Raw genomic sequence first — 18,993 nt, 5'->3', positions numbered from 1 at the left:
ATTTTTTTGATTGTTACAAAATTCACGTACAATAGGCTCTTTTAAAGCAGCCCTGTTATCGATAGGTTAACAAATATGAGTAATAAGCAACCCTCCCTCAGTTATAAAGATGCTGGCGTAGACATCAATGCAGGTGAAGCCCTTGTTGAGCGTATTAAGGGAGTAGCTAGACGTACTGCAAGGCCAGAGGTATTAGGTGGTTTAGGTGGCTTTGGTGCGTTGTGTGAAATACCGAAGGGATATGAGCAGCCAGTCTTAGTATCTGGTACTGATGGTGTGGGAACTAAATTACGATTGGCTATGCAGTTAGGGCTACACGATACAATAGGTATTGATTTAGTAGCGATGTGTGTTAATGATCTTGTGGTATGTGGTGCAGAACCATTATTTTTCTTAGATTACTATGCCACAGGTAAATTAAATGTTGATACAGCCGCTGATGTAGTAACAGGGATTGGCAAAGGTTGTGAAATGGCTGGCTGTGCATTAGTGGGTGGTGAAACAGCAGAAATGCCAGGCATGTATGAGGGAGATGATTACGATTTAGCAGGTTTTTGTGTAGGTGTAGTGGAAAAATCAAAAATTATAGATGGCTCTACAGTAGCTGCTGGTGATGTATTAGTGGCTCTACCTTCATCAGGACCACATTCTAATGGATACTCATTAATTCGTAAAATTATTGAGGTAAGTGGTGTTGATATTCAAAATACAGAGTTGGCAGGTAAATCTTTAGCTAGCTTGTTAATGGCACCTACTCGTATTTACGTTAAAGCATTACTTGAGCTGATTCGTCATGCCCCTGTAGTAAAAGCCATTGCCCATATTACAGGTGGGGGGTTATTGGAAAATATCCCACGAGTTTTACCTGAAAATACAGTAGCTCAAATAGATGTGGCAAGTTGGCAGCGTCCAGCTGTTTTTGACTGGCTACAACAGCAAGGTAATGTTGATGAAACAGAAATGCATCGTGTGCTTAACTGTGGTGTTGGTATTGTTATCTGTGTAGCAGAGAAAGACCTTGAGTTGGTAATTGATAATTTGCATGAGTCAGGTGAAAAGCCTTGGGTTGTTGGTCGTATAGAGCAAAGTGATATTGAACAACCATGTGTTATTCTAAATAATTTAAAGCAGCACTAATGAATAAGCCTTGTAAGATAGTTGTTCTTATATCAGGTAATGGTTCTAATTTACAGGCTATTATTGATAGTATTAACTCACAGCAATGTCCTGCTGAAATTGCGGCAGTTATTAGTAATAAAGCAGAGGCTTATGGTTTAGTGAGAGCAGAGCAAGCAGGTATTGCTGCACACTGTATTGCTCACCACCAATATCAAGATCGTCAGTTTTTTGATAAGGCATTGATGCAATTGATAGATCAATATCAGCCAGATTTAGTTGTGCTGGCTGGATTTATGCGGATATTAACAGATGATTTTGTGAATCATTATTTAGGACATCTTATTAATATTCATCCATCATTACTGCCTAAATATCCTGGACTCAATACTCACCAACGAGCATTAGAAGCTGGTGATAAACAACATGGCTGTAGTGTACATTTTGTAACACCTGTACTGGATGGTGGCCCTGTAATTATTCAAGGTGTAACAGCTATTACTGAAAACATAGATTTAGACATATTAAAAGATCGTGTTCATCAGTTAGAACATAAAATTTATCCCATTGCTATAACATGGTTTGCTGAACAACGTTTAGCATTAGTTAATAATGCAGCTATGTTGGATGCACAACCCTTGCCTTTGACTGGGTATTGTTATGAATCAAATGACTAAAACATTTATAGTTAGCTTATTTCTTTCTATTATTTTTATATTTCCTGCCCAAGCATGGCAATTAAAACCTTTTGAAACTACTTATACAGCAACAATCTCTAATATACCTTTTGACGGTCAAGCTACTTACAGCTTAACAAAAAAGGCCAATGAATGGCATTTTCAGACACTCGCTTCTATGGCTATTGCACAACGTGTTGAAAATAGTAGCTTTGTATTGAAAAATGGTGCCATTCAACCTTCCTTTTATAAATTTGAACAATCAGGTATTAGGTCTAAAGAAGTTTCTTTAACTTTTGATTGGAAAAAAATGTTTGCTAAAGGTCACTTTAAGGATAGAAAGCATGATGATGATATGTTTTTTGACCTTAAACACCATATGTTAGATCAGCTATCTACACAATTAGCCTTACAGATCGATATTGCTAATGGTAAGAAGCAGATGACTTATCAAGTGATAGAAGATGATGAGCTTGATACCTATAAATTTAAAGTATTAGGTGAAGAAACTATAGAAACACCTGTTGGCAATTTAGTAGCAGTAAAAGTGCAACGAGTAAGAGATGCTAATAGCAAACGACAAAGTTATATTTGGTTTGCTAAAGATTGGAATTATACAGTAGTGCGTCTTTATCATTTAGAGAAGAATGGGCAAGAGTATGTTATTTCCTTAGCCCATGGTAATGTAGATGGTAAGGAAATTAAAGGTAAGTAGTGAAAAGTTAGTTTTGATCCGCTTTTTCTAAGATGTCATCAATATTTTGTTTATGATCAAAACCAATTTGTTCAACCGTTTTTGCTTTATCTAATGCCTGTTTTTGACTATCCAAAAAAGTTTCAGAGGGTGGTTCAGCAGGCGAACAAGCAGTTAAGATGCATAATAGAACAGGTATAATGAGTAATTTTATATAAGTATTCATTGTCGATGTTTTTAGTAAATAAAATCTATACTATTTATTTTAATCTATTTATATTAGTAGCAGTTATAATAATTAGTTACATTTATATTCAAGGAGTTCTTAGTGAGCCGAATTGACTCTTCTGGGCAGCTATCAAGAGGTCTCACCAATAGGCATATTCAGTTAATTGCCTTAGGTGGCGCTATTGGTACAGGGCTATTTTTAGGTTCATCTAAAGCAATTACAATTGCAGGTCCTGCTATTTTATTAGGGTATGCGATTGGCGGCTTTGTCGCTTTTATGATTATGCGCCAATTAGCAGAGATGACTGTAGAGGAGCCGGTGGCTGGTTCTTTTAGCCATTTTGCCTATCGTTATTGGAGCCCTTTTGCAGGCTTTGCTTCTGGTTGGAACTATTGGTTGCTCTATGTTTTGGTGAGTATGTCGGAGTTAACCGCAGCGGCTCAATATATTCATTATTGGTTACCAGAAGTGCCCACTTGGATCTCTGTATTAAGCTGCTTTATACTAATTAATGCCATTAATTTAACAGCTGTTAAGATTTATGGTGAAGTAGAATTTTGGTTTGCCATTATTAAAGTGATTGCCGTTATTGCCATGATTCTGTTTGGTGGCTATCTGTTATTTTCTGGTGGTGCTGGGCCAGAAGCATCAGTTACAAACTTATGGGCTCATGGTGGTTTTATGCCTAATGGTATAGAAGGGCTCATTATTGCTTTAGCCATTATTATGTTTTCATTTGGTGGTTTGGAGCTAATAGGTATCACCGCAGCAGAAGCTGAACAGCCTGAAAAAACTATTCCAAAGGCTACTAATCAAGTCATTTATCGAATTCTAATTTTTTATATTGGTGCTTTAACAATATTGCTTTGTTTACACCCTTGGAATCAAATTAATCCTAATGAGAGTGCTTTTGTAACAGTATTCCACGATTTAGATCAATCTATTGTTTCTAATGTGCTTAATTTTGTGGTGTTAACAGCTGCACTGTCTGTGTATAACAGCGGTTTATATTGTAATAGTAGAATGCTTTATGGTTTGGCTGAACAAGGTAATGCGCCTAAACAGTTGATGTATACTAATCATCGTGGTACACCAATATTTGCGGTGATATTATCAGGGTTAGCAACATTAACTGCAGTGATACTAAATTATTATGTGCCAAAAGAAGCTTTTTCTATATTATTAGCATTAGTGGTTTCTGCTCTTGTCATTAACTGGGCAATGATTAGTTTTACCCATATCATGTTTAGACGACATAAGGATAAAGAGGGTGTTACGCCTAAGTTTAAGGCGCTATTTTATCCGCTAGGTAATATTTTCTGCCTTATATTTTTAACCGGAATGCTAGTGATTTTAGCTATGGATGAGGGAATGAGGCTTTCTGTGGAATTGATACCAGTATGGATTATTGTGCTAGCAATGGGGTATGGAATAAAACTTTACTTGAAAGGTAACAAGAATTAACTCTTAAATTAAGGTTGTTATGACAATACATGTTGAGCGCTCTGCCTTATTGTCTTATTCGGCACACAAGATGTTTGTATTAGTAAATGATGTTGCAAAATACCCTGAGTTTTTACCTTGGTGTACAGGAACTGAAATACTTGCTAGTTTTGATACTGAAATGGTGGCCAAGGTATTAATAGCTAAGGGACCGATTAAACAATATTTTATTACCAAGAATACCCTTGTTGCTGATACTTCTATTGAAATGAATTTACAAGAAGGGCCATTTAAGCAGTTACATGGGTTGTGGACATTCAATCAGTTAAGTGATGATGCTTGTAAAATTCATTTAGCAATGGATTTTGATTACAGTAACGTTATTATAAAAGCTACTTTAGGGCCTTTATTTAATAAGGCTGCTGGTACTATGGTAGATGTGTTCTGCCAACGCGCAAAGGAATTGTATGGCTAAGTTGATAAAAGTAGAAATAGCTTATGCCTTACCTGATCAGCAAACACTTTTAGCTATATCTGTAGCTGAAGGAACCACCGTCAAACAAGGAGTTGAATTAAGCGGTATATTACAACAATATGCTGAACTTGATTTACAAAATAATGCAGTAGGTATTTTTGGTAAACGAGTATTACGAATCGATCAACAAGAGCTGCAGGAAGGTGATCGTATAGAAATTTATCGTCCTTTGCAGGCAGATCCTAAAGAAGTACGTAGAAGAAGAGCAGAAAAAGCTGCTAATAAAAAAGCCTGATCTAAAATCAGGCTTTTTTATTAATGCATGAATTCTATAGAGCATCAGGGATAGGTATATCCATTATCTCTGTGCTATCTACTTCTCGTTGAATCTGCTCCTCTAATGAGCCAGAACCATCTGTAGGGGTGCTACTTGTTGTTCCTGTAGGTTTACCACCTAAAATCTCTTCATCACGTGTCATACCAGGTAGAAAATCACCAGCAAGCCCAATTAATTGATTATCTGTATTAAAAGTTAGGCTCACATTTTCTTGTTGCATAGCGCCACCACCAGGTTGGATACTATATATATAGTCCCAACGATTAGCATGAAATGGATCGGTAATCAGTGGGCTACCCATTAAATACCTAACTTGAGCACGTGTCATTCCAGGCCTTAATTGGTTAATCATATCTTGAGTAATGATATTACCTTGCTGGATATCAATTTTATAAACACTAGGAAAACATCCTGAAAGTGTTAAAAGGCCTATTATTATGCCGCTAAATAAGGTAAATTTTGGCTTTTGCATTAGAAACAGACTTCCACTAATATTATACTGTCTAGTTAAATTGTAATATCATACCTTTATTATGCCCCATTGCGAAGCTTAAAGTGAGAAAACATATGGTAGAAAATAATGAATTAAGAAAAGCTGGCTTGAAAGTAACCTTGCCAAGGGTAAAGATTCTACAGCTTTTAGATGCTGCAGAAAATCGTCATATGAGTGCAGAAGATGTGTATAAATCTTTAATGGACTCAGGGGAAGATGTTGGTTTAGCTACAGTCTATCGGGTATTAACGCAGTTTGAATCAGCTGGTCTTGTGGTTCGTCATAACTTTGATGGTGGTCATGCGGTATTTGAACTAGCTGATGGTGATCATCATGATCATATGGTGTGTGTAGACTCTGGTGAAGTAATAGAGTTTATAGACAGAGAAATTGAGGAGTTACAGCATAAAATTGCTGAACGTCATGGTTTTGATCTGGTAGATCATAATCTTGTGCTATACGTTAAAAAGAAAAAATAGCGATTAATATTAAAGCTTCGCTATTTGTTGTTATGATATTTTTTGTTGATTGATTAGTCGTTTTACATCATTTACACGTTAAGAGGTGTAGATGATGTAGAGAATTTATTGATAAAATTATAAAAACTACTACTTGTGGCTAATTCTCAATACAGTCTTAATCATGTTTAGATAATGACACTTCATCTTTGTAACAGTATGTTATATCCGGTATATTATTATTGCTTCTTATAATCATGATAAGGGTTTTATATGAAAACTAATAAAGTGCTTTGTCAAGTCCCATGGCTAATATTAGCGGTAGTGGGCGCTTGTTGTTTAGGGGTTGTTGCATTAAGGCGAGGGGAGCCTATTAGTGCATTGTGGATTGTAGTGGCCGCAATATCTATTTATTTAGTGGCTTATCGTTATTACAGTCTTTTTATTGCTACACGGGTTATGCAATTAGACCCAACTCGTGCTACACCAGCGGTGATTCGTAATGATGGGTTAGATTATGTTCCTACCAATAAACATGTATTATTTGGTCACCATTTTGCTGCAATTGCAGGGGCAGGCCCACTAGTTGGACCTGTACTAGCTGCGCAAATGGGTTATTTGCCGGGAACTTTATGGTTAATTGCTGGTGTGGTTCTAGCAGGCGCTGTACAAGATTTTATGGTTTTATTCTTGTCGACTCGCCGTAATGGTAGTTCATTAGGGGAAATGGTTAAGGAAGAGATGGGCCCCATAGCAGGTACAATTGCCTTGTTTGGTTGTTTCCTAATTATGATCATTATTTTGGCAGTATTATCTTTGATTGTGGTAAATGCTTTAGCCCATAGTCCATGGGGTGTATTTACTGTTATGGCAACAATACCAACGGCCATTTTTATGGGCGTGTATATGCGCTATATTCGCCCTGGACGTATTGGTGAGATTTCGATTGTCGGCTTAGTATTGTTATTGCTTTCTATCTGGTATGGTGGCGTTATTGCAGCTGATCCCTACTGGAGTAAAGTATTTGACTTTGACCATAAAACAGTTACCTTTATGTTAATTGGCTATGGTTTTGTAGCTGCTATGTTACCAGTATGGTTGTTGTTAGCACCTCGTGACTATTTATCTACTTTCTTAAAGATCGGTACTATTGTTGCATTAGCAATAGGTATTTTTTATCTTAATCCAGCGTTAAAAATGCCAGCTTTAACAGAATTTGCCTCTACTGGTAAAGGTCCTGTGTGGTCAGGTCATTTATTCCCATTCTTATTTATTACTATTGCTTGTGGTGCTGTATCAGGTTTCCATGCACTTATCTCTTCAGGTACTACACCAAAACTTTTAGCCAATGAAAAAGATGCTCGTTATATTGGTTATGGTGGTATGTTAATGGAGTCTTTTGTAGCTATTATGGCGTTAGTAGCTGCGTCCATTATCGATCCAGGTGTTTATTTTGCAATGAATAGTGCACCAGCTCTTGTAGGTAATACGCCAGAAGCTGTGGCTGCAGCCATTAATAGTTGGCAGTTAGGTTTTACAATTGAACCATCAGTCTTAGTTCAAACAGCAAAAGATATTGGCGAAAATACTATTTTACATCGTGCTGGTGGTGCTCCTACGTTAGCTGTGGGGATTGCACAAATTCTTCATCAGGCATTGCCAGGTGAGAATATGATGGCTTTCTGGTACCACTTTGCTATTTTATTTGAAGCGTTATTTATTTTAACCGCTGTGGATGCAGGTACTCGTGCTGGTCGCTTTATGTTACAGGATTTGTTAGGTAACTTTATTCCTGTACTTAAGAAAACCGAATCTTGGGGTGCTAATATCGTTGGTACAGGTGGTTGTGTGGCCTTATGGGGCTATTTACTCTATCAAGGTGTGGTAGATCCACTAGGTGGCGTAAATACTTTATGGCCATTATTTGGTACTTCCAACCAAATGTTAGCAGCAGTTGCGTTAATTCTTGCTACTACCATTTTAGTGAAGAAGAAACAAACCAAATATATTTGGGTAACGGCATTACCCGCAGTTTGGTTATTGATTTGTACTACTTATGCTAGCTTTATTAAAATATTTGCTGATGCACCTATGGGCTTTTATGCTCAAGCGGTAAAATATCAAGACGCGTTGCGTGCAGGTGAAGTTTTAGCTCCAGCAAAATCATTACATGATATGCAGAATGTGGTAATTAATAACTACACTAATACAGGCTTAAGTATCTTATTCTTATTAGTGGTTGCTAGTATTTTGTTCTTTGGATTTAAGACAGCACTTAAAGCGTCTAAAAATCCACAACGAACAGATAAGGAAACCCCTTATCAACCTTTACCAGAGGGTGGTGTTAAAACATCGCTTACTCACTAAGTAATAAAGAAATCCAGCATTATTTTTATAGTGCTGGATTTTCTGGAGATAACGTGTAATGTTTGGTAATTTAGGTAAAGCGGGTAAGTATTTAGGTCAGGCAGCAAAAATGCTAGTAGGTATGCCTGATTATGATAATTATGTTGCTCATATGAAAAATAACCATCCAGATAAGCCAGTGATGACTTATGAAGAGTTCTTCCGTGAGCGTCAAGAAGCGCGTTATGGTGGTAGGGGTAAGGGTGGTTTTCGTTGTTGTTGAGTAAATCTAGCGATTAAGGAATTTTTATGTCAGCTATTCCAGCTACAATTTTGACAGGCTTTCTAGGTGCTGGAAAAACTACATTATTACAGCATATTCTAAAAGAACAGCATGGCTATAAAATAGCGGTTATTGAAAATGAATTTGGTGAAGTAGCCATTGATAATACTTTATTAGGTGATAGGGCTACCCAAATTACCACACTAAGTAATGGTTGTATTTGTTGTAGCAGTCAGAATGAATTATCTGATGCTTTATATGATTTACTAGATGCAGTGGATGATGGGTTATTAGAGTTTGATCATCTTATTATTGAATGTACCGGTATGGCTGACCCTGGCCCAATTATTCAAACTTTTTTCTCTTCGGAAGTATTGGGTGAACGCTATTTATTAGATGGTGTTATTACTTTAGTTGATGCAGTACATGCTATGCAGCAGTTAGATCAATTTGCTATAGCACAAGCTCAAGTAGGTTATGCTGATCGTATTTTAATTACAAAAACAGATATTAATCCTGATACTGATCTTTTAGAGCAAAGATTACGCAAAATTAATGTAAGAGCACCAATCTATAAAGTTATCCAAGGACAAATAGACTTAACTGTATTATTTAATATTGAAGGTTTTATTTTAAATGATCAGTTAACTATTGCTACACCTATATTTAGCCCAGTTATGGCTAATCAGCAAACTAATAGTATTCAATCGATGGTAGTGCGTCTGGATAAACCTTTGGAATTAAGTGGGGTATCTGATTTTATGGATAATTTACTAACTACTTATGGTGATCAGATTTTACGTTACAAAGGTATATTATCCATTGCTAATGAGCCATGTCGTTTATTATTTCAAGGTGTGCAAAAGCTATATAGTGCTGATTGGGATAGAGATTGGCAAGCAGATGAAAAACGTGAAAGTGTGTTAGTTTTTATTGGTTTAAATTTACCTGAACAAGAGATTAGAGATGGATTTGCTAATTTATAAAAAGAGATGGGATATATTACTGAGACTTATTGTTCTCATTGCTGCTAGTATCTTATTAGTTAGTTGTGCGAGTAAAGCGATTGCCCCTTTAGTTGTAATGGATCAGTTTGCTTGTCAATCTATTAAATTAGCAGTTAACCAAGAGTTAGTGGTTAATTTACCAAGTAATCCAACTACAGGGTATCGTTGGTCACTTGTAAATCAGCCTCATTTCTTAAAAGTGGTTGAGGATGATAATTATCAGCAAGATAAAACGGATGGTGAACCACGAGTAGGTGTGGGTGGACAGTCTTTATGGATTTTTAGAGCAGAAGCAATAGGTAGTGATCAGTTAGATTTAATTTATCATAGACCTTGGGAAAAAGAACAAGCGCCTGCCAAACAGTTAAGTTGTAAGATTACTGTTCATTAGCATGAAAAAGTTTTTAATAAGTTAATTAGGATATGTTGACCCTAAATAACTATAAATATAATTAAAAAGCGTAACTGTAAAATAAGGAGTAATTATTTATACCTTGGTTGGGTTTTTTAATGCCAGCATTGGAGTAATGTATAACCCGTAAACCAAGTTTTTGTCTATCTAAGAATGTAATGCCTAATCCTAAACGGTCTTCAAAATTAAAAGCTGAGCCAAGTTTTTTATTAGAAACGCGTGTTCTTGAGAAACCAGTAATACCTATTCCAGCCTCAATATAGGGTTTTATTTCACTGTTTGTATTAAAGTTATAAGTAAATACTGGTGCAAAAGAAAGTGAATGGTTGCCAGTTGCTTTATCACCCCCTTGCCAGTAGGTATAGCCAAAATCCCAATAGCCTGATATATAACCTGCAAAGGAATTAAGCCAATTTACATTCCATGGAGATGTGATCGAAAAACGATAAGTCATGTCTCCAGCATCTGTTGTACCAATTGCAATACTAGTATCAAAGTGATATTTAGTATTGCTGTTAGATATTGAATGCTCTTGAGCAAGGGTTATAGTTGGTATGGCCAATAATATTGCAACAACAATAGCAGTCATTGTTCTCATAAAATAATCCTTATACCTTATCTATAAAAATAGCAAACCACAGTTAAATTATTAGCATCCAAACTTATGATTGGTTCAATTGAACTATTATAATTTTGCTGTGATTATTACATTACTGACAATAATTAATTTTAGTACAGTGTTATTGTTTAATAAAGGAAAGAAATATTTTAGAAAGAGTAGGTACATAGCAAATAAATAATATTTGTAATGATGGTTCTAAAGAAAGTTAAGTATTACATTATTAGTTGAGAATGTTCACCTTCAAGAAATAAGGTAATAGCCCGCTGTGGGCTTTCAGCTGTAATAGTTGCTACTTGTGTGTAGCCTCTACTGATTAAGTTTTTTTCTCTTAAGCTGTTGCCATATATCCCTAATAGCAGGCATACAACTATACCAAATACTGACCCGATACCATTTATAATCGCCACTGCTTCTTCCATAGGCATGTCTTTTACAGCAGCACCTACAATAGTTTGTAGGAGAATTGAAATAATAAAAAGACCAAAACCAAGCCACCATATTCTTTTTACAAACGTCCAGATAATGCCAAAGAAAAATGCAGGCCAAGACCAACCTTGTTTAACAGCTTCATAAATGCCTAAAGAGTTTTTAAAAATCTTATAGTTATTCATTGTTTTGTTCTCAAGATAAGTCGTTAATAACAAGGGTATGGAAAAAGTATTTTAGCAACAATGGGCTAGGATGGTATTAGCCCATTGTTGGATTTTTATTATTTATCTAAAGGGCGCATGTGAGGGAATAGAATCACATCACGAATAGAAGGTGAATCAGTTAATAGCATTACTAGTCGATCGATACCAATGCCTTCACCTGTGGTTGGTGGCATACCATATTCTAATGCATTAACAAAGTCAGCGTCATAGTGCATGGCTTCATCATCGCCAGCATCTTTATCTTTTACTTGTTGCATAAAACGTTCTGCTTGGTCTTCAGCGTCATTAAGCTCAGAGTAAGCATTAGCAATTTCACGACCACCAATAAATAATTCAAAGCGATCAGTAACACTAGGATCTTCATCGTTACGACGAGCTAATGGTGATACTTCAAAAGGATATTGGGTAATAAAGGTTGGCTGTTCTAGTTTATGTTCTACTAGTTCTTCAAAGATCATGGTTTGTAATTTGCCCAAACCTTCATAACCTTTTACATCAGCCCCTGCTTTTTTAGCAATGGTGCGTGCTTTTTCTATATCTTTTAGATCATCAGCAGTAATTTCAGGGTTATATTTTAATATGGAGTCAAATACAGATAACCGAGCGAATGGTTCACCAAAGTGGAATACTTTGCCTTGGTAAGACACATCTGTGGTACCTAATACTAATAAGGCCAGTTCGCGGAATAACTCTTCCGTTAAATCCATATTATCTTCATAGTCGGCATAAGCCTGATACCATTCAATCATGGTAAACTCTGGATTATGACGAGTTGAAACCCCTTCATTGCGGAAGTTACGATTAATTTCAAATACTTTCTCAAAACCACCTACTACTAGACGTTTTAGATATAGCTCAGGAGCGATACGTAAAAACATATCCATAGCTAATGCATTGTGGTGAGTTTGGAAAGGTTTGGCTGCCGCACCACCTGGAATGGTTTGTAACATAGGTGTTTCTACTTCGATAAAATCACGATCTATTAAAAATTTACGGATATGACTAATAATTCTTGAGCGTGTTTTAAAAACATTACGCACTTCGTCATTAACAATTAGATCTACATAACGTTGACGATAACGCATTTCTGTATCGGTTAAACCATGATGTTTATCAGGTAAAGGACGTAATGATTTGGTGAGTAGACGAACATCTTGTAAGTGAATAAATAGATCGCCTTTATTGGAACGAGATAAGTAGCCTTCTGCACCAATAATATCACCTAAATCCCAAGTCTTGATATCTACAAGGGTTTCTTCAGGTAAATTCTTACGGTCTACATACAGTTGAATACGACTGGTCATATCCTGTACAACTAAGAAAGCACCACGATTTAACATTAAACGGCCAGCAATTTTGATCTGTTTTTTATCAGCCTCTAATGTTTCCTTATCCTTACCCTCACCAAAGGCTAGGAGGTCAGTAATATAACTATTACGACGAAAATCATTAGGGAAAGCAACTGAGTTCTTATCTCGTAAAGCAGCTAATTTTTCTTTACGTTGTGCGATCAGTTTGTTTTCATCCTGCTGTTGTATGGTTTGTTCAGTCATATTGTTTCTCGTTTATATCGCTTAAAATTAGAGGCCTTGTTTTAAACTTGCTTCAATAAATTTATCTAAGTCACCGTCTAATACGGCATCACAGTTAGTATTTTCAACACCAGTTCGTAAATCTTTAATACGAGATTGGTCTAGTACATAAGAGCGAATTTGACTACCCCAGCCAATATCAGATTTAGTGTCTTCTAATGCTTGAGCAGCTGCATTACGTTTTTGCATTTCTAACTCATATAATTTAGCACGTAACATTTTCATGGCATGGTCTTTATTCGCATGCTGTGAACGTTCGTTTTGGCAGCTTACTACAGTATTAGTAGGAATATGGGTAATACGTACTGCTGAATCAGTGGTATTAACGTGCTGTCCACCTGCACCTGATGAGCGGTAAGTATCAATGCGTAAATCTGCTGGGTTAATATCAATTTCAATATTATCGTCAATTTCAGGTGAAACGAATACAGCAGCAAAAGAGGTATGGCGACGATTTCCAGAGTCAAAAGGGCTCTTTCTTACTAATCGATGTACACCAATTTCAGTACGTAACCAGCCGAATACATATTCTCCCTCAATATGAACTGTAGCCGATTTAATACCAGCTACTTCACCAGCCGATAGTTCAACAATCTGTGTCTTAAAACCATGACTATCTGCCCAACGTAGGTACATACGTAATAGCATATTTGCCCAGTCTTGGGCTTCAGTACCGCCTGAACCTGATTGAATATCCAGATAAGCGTTATTAGGGTCCATTTCACCACTAAACATACGGCGAAACTCAAGTACTTCCATAACACTATTTAAGCGGTTGACTTCTTTTTCTATATCGGCAACGGCAGCTTCATCATTTTCTTCCACTGCCATTTCTAATAAGTCTTTGGCATCGGCTAGACCACCCGTCATTTCATCAATAGTGGCTACGACTTGTTCTAATTGTGAGCGCTCTCTGCCTAAGCTTTGTGCTTGTTCTGGATTATTCCAAATGGTAGGGTCTTCTAATTCTCTTGTGACCTCAATTAAGCGATCTTTTTTAAGATCGTAGTCAAAGATACCCCCGAATGGCTTCGGTGCGTTCTGTTAAATCTTTTATTGTGTTTAGAATAGGATTAATTTCCATCACAAAACCTATTAATATTACCGTGTGAAAACTGATTATTATAACTGGTTTATCAGTAAAATAGTTAATATTGAGTTAATTTAAACAGTTAAAAACGAGAGAAAATAATGAATAAGGGATTAAATAAGTCAAAATTAAAGAAAGATTATTCTGTAGCAAGCATATTTTTTGCTGTAATTTTTGTTGGCCTAGGTCTTCTGCAACAAGGGCTACTCATTCAAGTAATTATGCTATTTTTTTTAGTACCTTGCTTTCTATTATTTGTAGCTATTTCTTTATTTCGTAGACAATGGAACGTTTTATTCACTAAGTTTGCTCTTTGGCTAGTTGCAATAACATTAGGATTATTAGGGCAGTATTATCTTTATTATGTTTGGAAACAAGAAGCAAGTCAGGTGATTATATTTTTAGATCATTATAAACAAGAGAAAAATCAGTATCCTGAAACAGTGATTTTTAATAAATTACTCAGTAGTAAGTTAAATGGCAAATATCGGTTTTTCTATAATTGCAATGAAAAAACGAATTTTTATCCTATGCTTCTCTCCCCCAGTCCAAATATGCCATTTGATACTTATAATTATGATTTTAAGGATAAAAAATGGCATTATAGAGCAGATTAAGCACTCTAACACTGTATTGGAATTAAAGTGCTGTTGTTAAGATTAGAGCTGGCTTCTATTCAAATTAGTCATCGCTAATGGGTCAACCCATTTATCAAAGTCTTCTGCTGATACTAGATTTAACTCTAAAGCTACCTGTTTTAAGCTTTTGTTTTCCTTATGAGCTGTTTTCGCAATAAGAGCAGCCTTATCATAACCAATATGTTTATTAAGTGCTGTTACTAACATTAGATTATTTTCTAAGTGTTTTTTAATAACAGGTAAGTTAGGTTCAATACCTACAGCACAATGCTCATTAAAGGATAGGCAAGCATCAGAGAGTAGGTCAATACTTTCTAATACATTATGTACCATCACAGGTTTATAAACATTTAATTCAAAATTACCTTGGCTACCTGCAAAGGCCACCGTTGCATCATTACCAAATACTTGCGCACATACCATGGTTAAGGCTTCGCATTGGGTTGGATTGACTTTGCCTGGCATAATAGAAGAACCAGGCTCGTTTTCTGGAATAAGAATTTCCCCTATACCACAACGAGGACCACTGGCTAACCAACGAACATCATTAGCTATTTTTAATAAGGAACCTGCTAGTGTTCTTAATGCAGCAGAAACATTAACTAAAGCATCATGTGCTGCTAAAGAAAAGAATTTGTTTTTAGATGAAATAAAAGGGTGTCCTGTAAGCTCAGCAATATTGGCAGCGCAACGATCACCAAATTGTGGATGAGCATTTAAACCTGTACCCACAGCAGTACCACCAATAGCTAAACTATAAACACCTTGTAGGGTATTTTTTACAGTATCTAAGGCAAAATCAATTTGTGCTACCCAGCTACTAATTTCTTGACCTAGCGTAATAGGGGTAGCATCTTGTAAATGAGTTCTACCTGTTTTAACCACTTCTCTGTATTGTTCGCTTTTTTTCTGTAGAGTATCTCTTAACTGGCTAACATCAGGGAAAAGTCTGTTAAATAACTCTAATACAACAGCAATATGCATAGCGGTTGGAAATGTATCATTGGATGATTGGCCACAGTTTACATGGTCATTGGGATGAACCGCTTTTTTATCACCAATTTGCCCACCCAATATTTCTACTGCACGATTAGCAATTACTTCATTGCCATTCATATTGGATTGGGTGCCAGAGCCTGTTTGGAATACTACAAGGGGGAAGTTATCATTTAATTTTCCAGCAATAACATCATCCGCTGCTTTGGCGATGGCATCTGCAATATTGCTAGGTATTTCACCTAGATCTCTATTCGCTAGGGCTGCTGATTTTTTTAGAATACCAAATGAATGGATGATAGTAGGGTGCATCTTAAAGCGATCAACACCTATCTTAAAATTATGAATAGAGCGCTCGGTTTGTGCTCCCCAATATTTGTCAGCAGGTACATCAATTTCACCCATTGAATCATATTCTTTACGTATATTGCTCATAACTTACCCTTTATTTAGATTAAATTTAATTATTGTTGATATTGGATAAACTAAAAACTATCAGAGTTCAATTTATTTCCCTCATGACATGAGAGATATTAGTCTAACGGTAGACTGTAATTATTTATATTACTATAGATAATTTAGTTTATTTAATAGATATATTAATTATTTTAAAAAGTTCTTGCAAATGATAATGATAATCATTAATATTTATCCAAGTTGATCGCAAGACCAACTGGCAAGTCAAAGTATCCGATCTTCTGTTTGAGATTGTTTGGTTTGTCTCCTCATCAGGCTAATCACGGTTTTTACCCAGCATTTTGCTGGGTATTTTTTTATTGTGCTTTGCATTGCTTTTGATCTTTGCAAGGAGCTTTGCCTGATTTGATATCATCAAATTTATAAGCTATACCATCTGAATGATAAACATATAATCCATCACTTAGACTGTTCTATTAAATGATTATCTATATCAAATCCTATAATTTCAAGAAGAATATAATTCAAATTAATAGTGTTCAATATATTGTTATTGCTACGATATGCATCTATCAGGGATTCAATGTTAAGTTTATTTTTATTTTGTAAAGTAATAAATGGTATTTCATATTGAAGAGCACCTCCACCAAAAACCATACCATGGCCTTTGTTAATAATTTCACCATGATCAGAGATGAAAATCATTACAGTATTTTCATCGTGTTTTCTTATTACATCTACTATTTTTAATAAGACCCTATCTGTGTGATGTATTGTTCTATCATAGTTAGTATTTTCTGGTGTAGTAGTTAGGGCCTCCTTATCTTTTTTATCAAATCTTTCAAGATAATCCATATGACTTCCTTGCATATGTAAAACAAAAAACTGTTTTTTCCCTGTCTCATAGTGTTTATCTAATAGTTCGGGTAGAACGAGATCTTCCTCTGTACCTAATAAATCATGGGAGTTCGAATCATAAAAAATATTACTGCTTTTGGCGATCATTCCTACATAATTACTGTATACAGCAGTTTCATGAGTTGTTGAAAACCATAATGTTTCGTAATTAGCAATGTGAGCCATTTCAACGATATTTTTATAATTATAAAAGTTGTTTTTATTATGTGGGGTTGCATAGGAGAGAGATAGTCTTATGGATTCTCTTGTAATAGGAGCGCCTGATATAACATTCTGAAATACAGTGATTTCGTTATTTTTATAAAGGTTATTTAAATTAGGGGTAGTTGGAAATTCATAGCCATAAAGTGAAAAGTGCTGTCTTAAAGCTGTTTCACCCAGTATTACAACAATTTTTAAGGGCGTTTCTTTAGTATATGATAATTTAATACCTTCAGGCCATGCTGTATGATGGATATTTGTGTTAATTTTTCTAACCTCATTAATATAGCTAACTAAACAAAAGGAATCTCCTAAAATGAAGGGATAAAAAATTTGCATTGTTGGAGCTAACATTATTAAAGGAATTGTAGAGAAATCTTCTTTTCCACGTTCATCAAAAGTATTATAAATAGAATGAATTCTGCTAGAAACATCTGCAATGCTAATTGCAAATAGAATGAATGCGAAAATAATTTGTTTTTTAAAAGAAAATTTTTTAATTTCAGAAACAGATTTAATAAAGAGAAAACACAATAGTACAGTTATAGGTATTGAGATTAATAGGATAATTTTAGCTACAAAAATACCATAAACTATATTTGTATCGATAACAGATTCTAAGATAACTAAACTTATTCGCTCGCTATTTTCAATAACATATGCTATCTCAAGAGCCATAATTGTGCTAAATAAAAATATAATAAGAATATTTAAGATTTTTAAGCGGCTTGTAGCAACAATTAACCATGAGACAATAGAAATATTGGCAATCAAATCCGTAATTACAACAACATCCATAAAGTAAAATAAGATAAATGTTAATGTGATGCATGTAGTGAGTAGCCATTTTACTTTTTTTATAAAGTCAAATGGTACAAAATCATATTGTAGAATAGTTTTTATATTTTGCATAAAAGCTTCAGAAATAGCATATTAAATAATAAAAGTATTGGATAAATATAATTATAGGTTACATTTAGTAAATAACTGAAACTATAAATTAATTTATTGGCTTTTTATTAAGAAAGATTGGGATAATGGAGACTCAGTTTATAAATAATAAAATTTAATCCCTTACTAATTGTTGACGAAGAAATTTCAGAACAGTATCTGTTTTAGGTTGAACGCCTCGCCAAAGGGAAAAGGCTTCAGCTGCTTGTTCTACTAACATTCCTAAGCCATCAATAGTTTTAGCCGCCCCATTTTTTTTACCCCATTGACAAAAAACTGTAGGCTCTTTGCTGTACATCATGTCATAGCAAATAGTTTTTTTAGGTTGTATAAGTTGAGCATTGATATTAGGTAACTCATTACTCAGGCTGGCAGAAGTAGCATTAATAATTAAATCAACAGGCTCTATTAGGGTTTCGTAACTATGCGCGCTGATATAACCTAGATGTTTTGTAAGTTCAACTAAGATTTCAGCTTTATTTAACGTACGATTAGCTATTAGTAGGTGTTGTGGTTGTTCGTTGAGAATGGGTTCAATCACACCACGAGCAGCCCCACCAGCACCTAATAATAAGATAGTTTTACCCTTTAGATTAATACTAGCATTTTTTAGGTCACGTACTAATCCAACACCATCAGTATTATCACCTAGCAAAGTACCATCTGCTAGTTTCTTTAAGGTATTAACTGCTCCTGCTAGTTGTGCTCTGGGTGTTAGCTCATTTGCTATGTGATAGGCTTCTTCTTTAAAGGGAACAGTAATATTACAACCTTGGCCTGTTTCAAGGAACTTTTTAATTGCTGCAGCAAAACCACCTATAGGAGCAAGGATAGGCTCATAAATTATTTTTTGATTAGTCTGTTGTGCGAATAATCGATGAATAATAGGTGATTTACTGTGAGCTATAGGGTTACCGAAAACGGCATAGTGATCCATATATAAAT

Annotated in this window: 21 protein-coding genes; 12 read left to right on the top strand and 9 right to left on the bottom strand. The window is 35.3% G+C overall.

Going from position 1 to position 18,993, the window contains the following annotated elements:
- Positions 1-75 precede the first annotated feature (75 nt).
- Genes purM through MTZ49_RS03290 form a run of 3 tightly spaced genes read left to right on the top strand, consistent with a single transcriptional unit; the run spans position 76 to position 2,508 of the window.
- The gene (gene purM / locus MTZ49_RS03300) at positions 76-1,137 is read left to right on the top strand and encodes a phosphoribosylformylglycinamidine cyclo-ligase (RefSeq protein ID WP_264746973.1); all 1,062 of its coding nucleotides are present in this window, start codon (positions 76-78) and stop codon (positions 1,135-1,137) included.
- Positions 1,137-1,793, top strand: coding sequence for a phosphoribosylglycinamide formyltransferase (gene purN / locus MTZ49_RS03295; RefSeq protein ID WP_264746972.1), 657 nt, complete (start codon positions 1,137-1,139; stop codon positions 1,791-1,793). Before purM ends, purN begins: the two co-directional genes overlap by 1 nt.
- The gene (locus tag MTZ49_RS03290; RefSeq protein WP_264746971.1) at positions 1,777-2,508 is read left to right on the top strand and encodes a DUF3108 domain-containing protein; all 732 of its coding nucleotides are present in this window, start codon (positions 1,777-1,779) and stop codon (positions 2,506-2,508) included. Before purN ends, MTZ49_RS03290 begins: the two co-directional genes overlap by 17 nt.
- 7 nt (positions 2,509-2,515) lie before the next feature.
- Here the strand turns inward: MTZ49_RS03290 and MTZ49_RS03285 are convergent, their stop codons facing one another.
- Positions 2,516-2,713, bottom strand: coding sequence for a hypothetical protein (locus tag MTZ49_RS03285; protein WP_264746970.1), 198 nt, complete (start codon positions 2,711-2,713; stop codon positions 2,516-2,518).
- Between the two features lie 102 nt (positions 2,714-2,815).
- Between MTZ49_RS03285 and MTZ49_RS03280 the strand changes: the two genes are divergently transcribed.
- Genes MTZ49_RS03280 through MTZ49_RS03270 form a run of 3 tightly spaced genes read left to right on the top strand, consistent with a single transcriptional unit; the run spans position 2,816 to position 4,929 of the window.
- Complete coding sequence (locus MTZ49_RS03280; RefSeq protein WP_264746969.1) at positions 2,816-4,180, top strand: amino acid permease; 1,365 nt, start codon at positions 2,816-2,818, stop codon at positions 4,178-4,180.
- Positions 4,181-4,199: 19 nt separating this feature from the next.
- Positions 4,200-4,634 carry a type II toxin-antitoxin system RatA family toxin gene (locus tag MTZ49_RS03275; protein WP_264746968.1) on the top strand — a complete coding sequence of 145 codons (435 nt, stop codon included), beginning with the start codon at positions 4,200-4,202 and terminating at the stop codon, positions 4,632-4,634.
- Positions 4,627-4,929, top strand: coding sequence for an RnfH family protein (locus MTZ49_RS03270; RefSeq protein WP_264746967.1), 303 nt, complete (start codon positions 4,627-4,629; stop codon positions 4,927-4,929). Before MTZ49_RS03275 ends, MTZ49_RS03270 begins: the two co-directional genes overlap by 8 nt.
- Positions 4,930-4,963: 34 nt before the next feature.
- On the opposite strand, the gene MTZ49_RS03265 is transcribed toward MTZ49_RS03270, so the two are convergent.
- Positions 4,964-5,443, bottom strand: a complete 480-nt coding sequence (locus MTZ49_RS03265) for an outer membrane protein assembly factor BamE (RefSeq protein ID WP_264746966.1) — start codon at positions 5,441-5,443, stop codon at positions 4,964-4,966.
- 95 nt (positions 5,444-5,538) lie between these two features.
- Between MTZ49_RS03265 and fur the strand changes: the two genes are divergently transcribed.
- The 5 genes from fur (at position 5,539) to MTZ49_RS03240 (ending at position 9,949) form a co-directional block, all read left to right on the top strand.
- A complete protein-coding gene (gene fur, locus MTZ49_RS03260; RefSeq protein WP_264746965.1) occupies positions 5,539-5,943 on the top strand; it encodes a ferric iron uptake transcriptional regulator in 405 nt (134 codons plus the stop codon).
- A gap of 252 nt (positions 5,944-6,195) precedes the next feature.
- Positions 6,196-8,289: a carbon starvation CstA family protein gene (locus MTZ49_RS03255; RefSeq protein ID WP_264746964.1), complete on the top strand. Its 2,094-nt coding sequence runs from the start codon at positions 6,196-6,198 to the stop codon at positions 8,287-8,289.
- 58 nt (positions 8,290-8,347) lie between these two features.
- Positions 8,348-8,551, top strand: a complete 204-nt coding sequence (locus tag MTZ49_RS03250; protein WP_201092899.1) for a YbdD/YjiX family protein — start codon at positions 8,348-8,350, stop codon at positions 8,549-8,551.
- Between the two features lie 26 nt (positions 8,552-8,577).
- Positions 8,578-9,537 carry a GTPase gene (gene yjiA, locus MTZ49_RS03245; RefSeq protein WP_264746963.1) on the top strand — a complete coding sequence of 320 codons (960 nt, stop codon included), beginning with the start codon at positions 8,578-8,580 and terminating at the stop codon, positions 9,535-9,537.
- Complete coding sequence (locus tag MTZ49_RS03240; RefSeq protein ID WP_264746962.1) at positions 9,518-9,949, top strand: protease inhibitor I42 family protein; 432 nt, start codon at positions 9,518-9,520, stop codon at positions 9,947-9,949. The genes yjiA and MTZ49_RS03240 overlap by 20 nt, the downstream gene beginning before the upstream one ends.
- A gap of 61 nt (positions 9,950-10,010) precedes the next feature.
- On the opposite strand, the gene MTZ49_RS03235 is transcribed toward MTZ49_RS03240, so the two are convergent.
- The 4 genes from MTZ49_RS03235 to prfB all read right to left on the bottom strand — a co-directional run bounded on the left by MTZ49_RS03235 (position 10,011) and on the right by prfB (position 13,921).
- Complete coding sequence (locus MTZ49_RS03235) at positions 10,011-10,568, bottom strand: acyloxyacyl hydrolase (RefSeq protein ID WP_264746961.1); 558 nt, start codon at positions 10,566-10,568, stop codon at positions 10,011-10,013.
- A 236-nt stretch (positions 10,569-10,804) separates the two neighbouring features.
- The gene (locus MTZ49_RS03230; RefSeq protein ID WP_264746960.1) at positions 10,805-11,203 is read right to left on the bottom strand and encodes a DUF2628 domain-containing protein; all 399 of its coding nucleotides are present in this window, start codon (positions 11,201-11,203) and stop codon (positions 10,805-10,807) included.
- Between the two features lie 98 nt (positions 11,204-11,301).
- Entirely contained in the window at positions 11,302-12,798 is a 1,497-nt protein-coding gene (gene lysS, locus MTZ49_RS03225; RefSeq protein ID WP_264746959.1) for a lysine--tRNA ligase, read from the bottom strand.
- A gap of 27 nt (positions 12,799-12,825) precedes the next feature.
- Positions 12,826-13,921 (bottom strand): peptide chain release factor 2 gene (prfB, locus tag MTZ49_RS03220; RefSeq protein WP_264746958.1). Its coding sequence is split into 2 segments (ribosomal slippage): positions 12,826-13,848 and positions 13,850-13,921, totalling 1,095 coding nucleotides; the frame shifts between segments, so codons are not numbered across the junction.
- Positions 13,922-14,028: 107 nt separating this feature from the next.
- Between prfB and MTZ49_RS03215 the strand changes: the two genes are divergently transcribed.
- A complete protein-coding gene (locus tag MTZ49_RS03215) occupies positions 14,029-14,544 on the top strand; it encodes a hypothetical protein (RefSeq protein WP_264746957.1) in 516 nt (171 codons plus the stop codon).
- 42 nt (positions 14,545-14,586) lie between these two features.
- On the opposite strand, the gene fumC is transcribed toward MTZ49_RS03215, so the two are convergent.
- From fumC to aroE, 3 genes are all read right to left on the bottom strand, one after another.
- On the bottom strand, positions 14,587-15,996 hold the full coding sequence (fumC, locus tag MTZ49_RS03210) for a class II fumarate hydratase (protein ID WP_264746956.1): 1,410 nt from the start codon (positions 15,994-15,996) through the stop codon (positions 14,587-14,589).
- A gap of 441 nt (positions 15,997-16,437) precedes the next feature.
- Positions 16,438-18,009, bottom strand: a complete 1,572-nt coding sequence (locus MTZ49_RS03205) for a phosphoethanolamine transferase (RefSeq protein WP_264746955.1) — start codon at positions 18,007-18,009, stop codon at positions 16,438-16,440.
- A 154-nt stretch (positions 18,010-18,163) separates the two neighbouring features.
- Positions 18,164-18,985: a shikimate dehydrogenase gene (aroE, locus tag MTZ49_RS03200; protein WP_264746954.1), complete on the bottom strand. Its 822-nt coding sequence runs from the start codon at positions 18,983-18,985 to the stop codon at positions 18,164-18,166.
- Between the last annotated feature and the right edge of the window lie 8 nt (positions 18,986-18,993).

Origin of the sequence: Entomomonas sp. E2T0 (assembly GCF_025985425.1) — a bacterium.
In the GTDB taxonomy this organism is placed as follows: domain Bacteria; phylum Pseudomonadota; class Gammaproteobacteria; order Pseudomonadales; family Pseudomonadaceae; genus Entomomonas.
Note: the sequence above shows the minus strand (reverse complement) of the source record. Positions and strands in the feature narration are given on the sequence as shown.